The following is a 6,454-nucleotide window of genomic DNA, read 5'->3' on the forward strand; positions in this document are numbered from 1 at the left end:
GTACGGTGGGCGACGCTGCGGGCCCTCCAATGTATAGTCAGACCATTCGTGCACAATTACCGGCGTGGCGCTTGTGTCCCTCGACGTAGGGGCACGGCGTGCCGTGCCCGGTTCGTACAATTATAGGTGCGACCCCATGGCCGCCCAATTCAACCGGAGACAACACCTTGACCAAATCAAACATCCAAACAACCCTCTCAATCGTCAAGCCTGACGGCTTTCAAAAACGACTCGTCGGAAAAATCATCCAGCGCTATGAAGAGGCCGGCCTCGAACTTATGGCCATCGAACGCCTCCACATGTCGCGCCAGAAGGCTGAAGGGTTTTATGCCGTCCATAAGGAGCGCCCCTTCTTTGGAGAACTGGTTGAATTCATGACCTCCGGCCCGTCCGTCGTCATGGCGTGGCGCGGCGACAACGCCATCGACGTCGTCCGTGAAATAAACGGCGCGACCGATCCGAAAAAAGCCGTCCCCAACACCATCCGCGCGCTCTGGGGCGCCAACATCCAGAACAACATCGTCCACGGCTCCGACAGCCCCCAAACGGCCAAATTCGAAGTAGGCTACTTCTTTCCGGGGCTTGCGTAGCAGCGGTGAAGCCCCAACCAGACTTTGGAGTTTTGAGATAACATTTCACTCTTGTCCAAGATAATTTTCAAGAGCAGAATATGGTCCCGAACGTTACGCCGATCCGATGGATATTGCAGAAGAAAGAAGAAGAAGGAATCTTTCGACAGGAGGTAACAGAGGAAACAAAAAACGGGAATATCTTTTTCCTCCGTTATCTCTGTTACCTCCTGTTTGAGACGTTTCTTCTTAGATCAACACATTGGGGAAAAGTCATTTTCAGCAGACAAGGGAACCTTGAAAAACCGCAGGTTTTTAATCTCTGAGATGTCGTTCTGCGATTATCTTGGACAGGGATGACAGCTTTATCCGGCTGGGATGCTCGAGTCGGCATGAAGCCGCCAAAGGCGAAGTGGAATTTTTCCAGAAACGGACACTTGTCAACTCCTCCCTACCCGGTCGAGACGGCGAGAAAATCCGCTGTCTTCGCCATCCACACTCCAACAGCATCGCCTCGGACAGACGGATTGTCTTTCGTTTTACTTAAAATTGACAGGGCACCTGATCTGTGCTACGATCAAAGTAGGTTACCTGCCTAAACGCAGTGGCAGAACATGCCTTTTGATCCCTTCAAGGTGGTTTCGTGAATCTTTCAGAGGAATCCAGGCAAAAGCCCTCCGAGGAACTGAAGACAATCCGGTCTCAAATCGCAGATTTGAAAAAACGGGAGGCCGACCGCGAGGGGCGCTTTCAGTCGTTGTTCAATGAGATGACGGAAGGCTTCGCTCTTCATGAAGTCATCTGCGATGACTGGGGCGAACCCTGCGATTATCGGTTCCTGGAGGTGAACCCCGCCTTCGAGCGGCTCACCGGCCTCAAGCGCAGCAATGTCATCGGCAAGACCATTCGCGAAGTGCTGCCCGACATCGAGACGCATTGGATCAAAACCTATGGCCGTGTCGCGCTCTCCGGCCGACCCGCCCGCTTCGACCAATATTCGGCCCCCCTCAAGCGCCATTACCAGGTTTTCGCTTATCGGCCGGCGCCAGGACAATTCGCGGTCCTCTTTGCGGATATAACCGATCGCAAGAAGACCGAACAGAGGCTCGAAAATGCCCTCGTCGAGGCCGAAACGCGAGAACGCCAGATGACCGCTCTCCTCAAGGCCTCCCGCGCCGTACGCGAAGAATCGTCTTTCGCAGACGCCGCCCGGCGGATATTCGAGGTGTGTTGCGAGGTAACGGGCGCGACCTCCGGCTATCTGGCGCTCCTCTCGGAGGACGGCCGTGAAAACAAGGTGGTGTTCCTCGAATCCGGCGGACTACCGTGCGACGTCGACCCTCGACTGCCGATGCCGGTTCGCGGGCTGCGCGCGGAAGCCTACACGACCGGACGAGTCGTCTATGACAACGATTTCGCCGGCAGCGCGTGGATGCGTTTCATGCCGCAAGGGCATGTCGCCGTGCGCAATGTCATGTTTGCGCCGATGAATCTTGATGGAAAGACGATCGGCCTGCTCGGCCTGGCAAATAAACCGAATGACTTTGCCGAGGACGATGCATCCGTGGCCGGCGCGCTCGCCGAAATTGCAGTCGTGGCTCTGCAACGGGCATATCATGAGCAGGCGCTGCGGGAGAGTGAAGAGAGATACCGTTCGCTTGCGGAAAACGTGCCGTCGATCCTCATGCGCTACGACGCCGATCTGCGGGTCGTTTACCTCGGTCACGCGGCGGAGGCGATCACGGGCATCCCGTCCGGGAATTTCATCGGAAAAACCAACGCAGAGGCGGGAATGCCCGCACACATGAGCGCCTTGTGGGATGGCGCCGTTCGCGAGGTCTTCCACACGGGAAAGAGCAAGGACCTGGAATTTGACTTGCCCTTGGAAAAGGGAACGAGGACTTTTTATCTCAGGCTCGCACCCGAATCCGGACAGGGGCGCGAGGTTCAATCCGTGCTGGGGATCGCAACCGATATGACCGAGCGCAAGCGCGCCGAGGAGGTCATCATTCGGGCGAAGAAAGAATGGGAGCTGACCTTCGACACCGTCCCCGATCTGATGGCGATCCTGGACCTGAATCACCGCATCGTGCGCGTCAATAAGGCGATGGCTGACCGCCTCGGCGTCTCGCCCCAACAGTGCATCGGACAGCGCTGCTATGAGGCCGTCCACGGGATGACATGTCCGCCCGATCCCTGTCCGCATACTCTCACCTGTCGTGACGGAAACGAACATCAGGCCGAGGTGCACGAGCCTCGCCTTAAAGGCGATTTCCTCGTGAGCACCACTCCGCTTTACGACGAGGAGGGCAAACTCATCGGGTCCATTCACGTCGCTCGCGACATTACCGAACGAAAAAAGGCGGAGGACAGGCTGAAGAAATCGCTGAAGGAAAAGGAAGTGCTCCTTAAGGAAATACATCATCGTGTCAAGAATAACCTTCAAATCATCCACAGCATGCTCAACCTGCAACTCCGTTATCTGAAGGATGAACAGGCAATAGCGCTGTTCAAAGAGAGCCAGAACCGCGTTTTCTCGATGGCTCTCATCCACGAAAAATTATACCAGTCCGATTCGCTTACAACGATCGATCTGCCGGACTATATCGGAAAGATTATCGCTAACCTGTTTCAGTCTTACGGCGTGAGCGAGAGAGTCATAAAACCCAAAATAGACGTGGAAAACCTTTCGCTCGACGTAAATTCAATAATTCCCTGCGCATTGATTATCAACGAACTCGTTTCGAATTCGCTCAAGTACGCTTTTCCCGCCGCTTCAGCTTCCTCTGAAGGCGGAAAGGGCGAGATCCGCATCGATTTGCTTCGCGATCTCGGCGGCCGGTTCGTCTTGATTGTCGCCGATAACGGTGTCGGCCTTCCCGAGAGTTTTGAAATACATAAGTCCAAATCCCTGGGACTTCAATTGGTGACCGTGCTGGTGAAACAACTGAACGGAACGATTGAGATGGGAACCGGCGCCGGCGCCGAATTCAAGATCACGTTTGGGCCGGCGCGGGAGGAGAATTCAAGCAATGCCTGACGCAAAGATACTAATAGTCGAGGACGAAGGCATCGAGGCTCTGGACATGCAACAGAGACTGGAGTCTTTCGGATACACGGTTTCAGGTGTTGCCTCAACCGGGAAGGAAGCCATCAGCATGGCAAGGGAGACGCGTCCCGACCTGATTCTGATGGATATCATGCTGCAGGGAGACGTTGACGGCGTGACGGCCGCGGAAGACATCCGCACCCGCTTCGATATTCCCGTCATCTACCTCACCGCATACGCGGACGAGCATACGCTTCAGCGCGCAAAGAAAACAGAGCCCTTCGGCTATATCGTGAAGCCTTTCCAGGAACGGGAATTGCACATTACGATCGATATGGCGCTGTACAAGCATACGATGGAGAGAAGGCTGAGAGAAAGCGAGAAATGGCTCTCGACAACGCTCCGAAGCATCGGAGACGCCGTCATCGCCACCGATAGGAGCGGCCTGATTACGTTCATGAATCCCGTTGCCGAAGCTCTAACCGGCTGGAGTCTCGAGGAAGTCCGGCATAAAGAACTCCATGAAGTCTTTAAAATAATCAACCTCAACACGCACCGGCCGGTGGAGTCCCCCGTCTCAAAAGTTCTTCTCGACGGCACTATCCAGGGTCTCGCCAATCATACAATACTCATAACCAGAAGCGGCGCCGAAATCCCGATTGATGACAGCGCCGCGCCCATCAGAGATGATAACGGTGACATCATCGGCGTCATCCTTGTATTCCGCGACGTGACCGAGCGCGTTCGCGCGGAAGAGGAGTTGCAAAAAGCCCACGATGAATTGGAAATGCGCGTTAACGAAAGAACGGCGCAACTGATTCAGGCGGTCAAAGAGTTGAAAGAGGAAGTATCCCGCCGTACCGCCGCGGAAATCGCCTTGCGGGCGAGCGAGCAGGCCGTCAAGGCCGAACGGAAAAGATTTTTTGACGTCCTCGAGATGCTGCCCGCCTATGTGGTGCTGCTCACGCCCGATTATCACGTGGAATTTGATAACCGCTTCTTCCGCGAGCGCTTCGGCCAATCTTATGGGCGCCGCTGCTTCGAATACCTCTTCAATCGGACGGAGCCATGCGAAGTCTGCGACACGTTCAAGGTCCTGAAAACCATGGCTCCTCACGAGTGGGAATGGCTCGGACCGGACGGGCGCAACTACTACATATACGACTTCCCCTTCGTCGATTCGGACGGCTCGACGCTCATCCTCGAAATGGGCATCGATATCACGGAACAGAAACAGGCGCGGGAAGCCCTGCAGAACCTGAATCAGGTGCTTGAGCAACGCGTCGCCGAACGGACGACAGCTCTGCGCGAGAGCGAGGAAGACCTGAACCGCGCGCAGGCGGTGGCGCATACCGGCAGTTGGCGTCTCGACGTGCGGCGGAATGAGTTGCGATGGTCCGCCGAAACTTACCGGATATATGGCATTCCCGAGGGAACGCCGTTGACGTATGAAACATTTCTCGACTGCGTTCATCCGGATGACCGCGAGTACGTGGATCGCAAATGGAATGCCGCCGTGAGCGGCGCCCCCTACGACATCGAGCACCGAATCATCGTCGATGGCGCCGTCAAGTGGGTCCGCGAGAAGGCGGAACTCGAATTCGACGAAACGGACGCTCTGCTCGGCGGATTCGGCACCGCACAGGACATCACCGAGCGCAAACAGGCCGAGCAGGCCCTGCGCATCAGCGAGGCCCGATACCGACAACTCTCCGAAAGTCTCGAGGAAACGGTCAAGAAACAGGTCGATGAACTGCGACAGGCGCAGACTCTGGCGGCTATCGGACAGATGGTGTCGGTCGTGGCCCACGAGATCAGAAATCCGCTGCACATGATCACCTTTGGAATCGAAAATCTGCAGAGAGCGCTGGGACATATCCCGCAGAATCCGGAGATTCCGAATATCGTTGAAGAAATCGAGTACGGCTCAAAACTTATGGATAGCGTCATCACGGAGTTGCTGCATTACGTGCGACCGGTCACCGTCGACCGTTCCTGGTGGTCAATCCGCGACATCGTTCAGCACGCACTGACCCTTGTCGATCATAAACTCCGCAATATCTCCGTCCGGATCGACGTCGAACAAACGCAGATTTTCGCCGACGCCCAAAAATTGACAAGAGTCTTTGCCAATATCATCTCAAATGCGGCCGATTCCATGCCGAACGGCGGAACCCTCACAATCTCCGGGCGCCCCTTCGAAAGCGAACGGACCGCCTTGCTCAAAATCTGCGTTTCCGACACCGGCTGTGGAATCGATGAAAAAACGATTCATAAAATCTATGAACCGTTCTTCACCACAAAAACCAGAGGAATAGGACTCGGCATCCCCATCTGTAAAAAACTCATCGAGGCGCATGAGGGCCGGCTTGCGATCGCGAGCAAAATCAAGCAGGGAACCACCGTCGAAATTACGCTTCCCCTGCAAAACTCCGAAACGCAGTAAGATCACCCCTGTTAACCTCGCCATATTCGCCACCGACCTTCCTGTCGGGAAAAATGAGGTTACGGCGCCCGTTCGTCCTCAATTTTTTGACAGCCGGCAGATTATGACATATCATACAGGGACTCAACCTAACGCCATTCGCTTAAGGCGAGCCTGACTGTTTTTTGTGCGGACTGTATTCTGCCGCTCTCTTGAATTTCCCCTTTTGGAAAAGGGGGACTAAGAGACTGTCCTATAATGGGTTTGGCGCCGATGACAGAACGGTATCAACAAGTCAGGGTAACCCGTCAATCCTGCGAAAGCAGAGATTTTGTTGATGCATACGATTTTACATTGATCATTTAATTTTTGAGATATTTGGAGCTTGCCGAAGAATGACATCCGTGATTC

4 protein-coding genes are annotated in these 6,454 nt (G+C 54.9%); all 4 read left to right on the forward strand.

Annotation, left to right across the window (positions count from 1 at the left end):
- Nucleotides 1-182 precede the first annotated feature (182 nt).
- The 4 genes from C4520_09750 to C4520_09765 all read left to right on the forward strand — a co-directional run bounded on the left by C4520_09750 (nt 183) and on the right by C4520_09765 (nt 6,064).
- Complete coding sequence (locus tag C4520_09750) at nt 183-590, forward strand: nucleoside-diphosphate kinase (protein RJP21567.1); 408 nt, start codon at nt 183-185, stop codon at nt 588-590.
- An 80-nt stretch (nt 591-670) separates the two neighbouring features.
- Entirely contained in the window at nt 671-895 is a 225-nt protein-coding gene (locus C4520_09755; protein RJP21563.1) for a hypothetical protein, read from the forward strand.
- A 317-nt stretch (nt 896-1,212) separates the two neighbouring features.
- Nucleotides 1,213-3,609 carry a PAS domain S-box protein gene (locus tag C4520_09760; GenBank protein RJP21564.1) on the forward strand — a complete coding sequence of 799 codons (2,397 nt, stop codon included), beginning with the start codon at nt 1,213-1,215 and terminating at the stop codon, nt 3,607-3,609.
- A complete protein-coding gene (locus tag C4520_09765; GenBank protein RJP21565.1) occupies nt 3,602-6,064 on the forward strand; it encodes a PAS domain S-box protein in 2,463 nt (820 codons plus the stop codon). Before C4520_09760 ends, C4520_09765 begins: the two co-directional genes overlap by 8 nt.
- Nucleotides 6,065-6,454 lie beyond the last annotated feature (390 nt).

The sequence above is a fragment of the Candidatus Abyssobacteria bacterium SURF_5 genome (genome assembly GCA_003598085.1).
Taxonomy (GTDB): Bacteria; Abyssobacteria; SURF-5; order SURF-5; family SURF-5; genus SURF-5.

Excerpts from the sequence above, each read along its gene's own strand:
- C4520_09755 (RJP21563.1), top strand. The coding sequence starts at position 671 with ATGGTCCCGAACGTTACGCCGATCCGATGGATATTGCAGAAGAAAGAA.
- C4520_09765 (RJP21565.1), top strand. The coding sequence starts at position 3,602 with ATGCCTGACGCAAAGATACTAATAGTCGAGGACGAAGGCATCGAGGCT.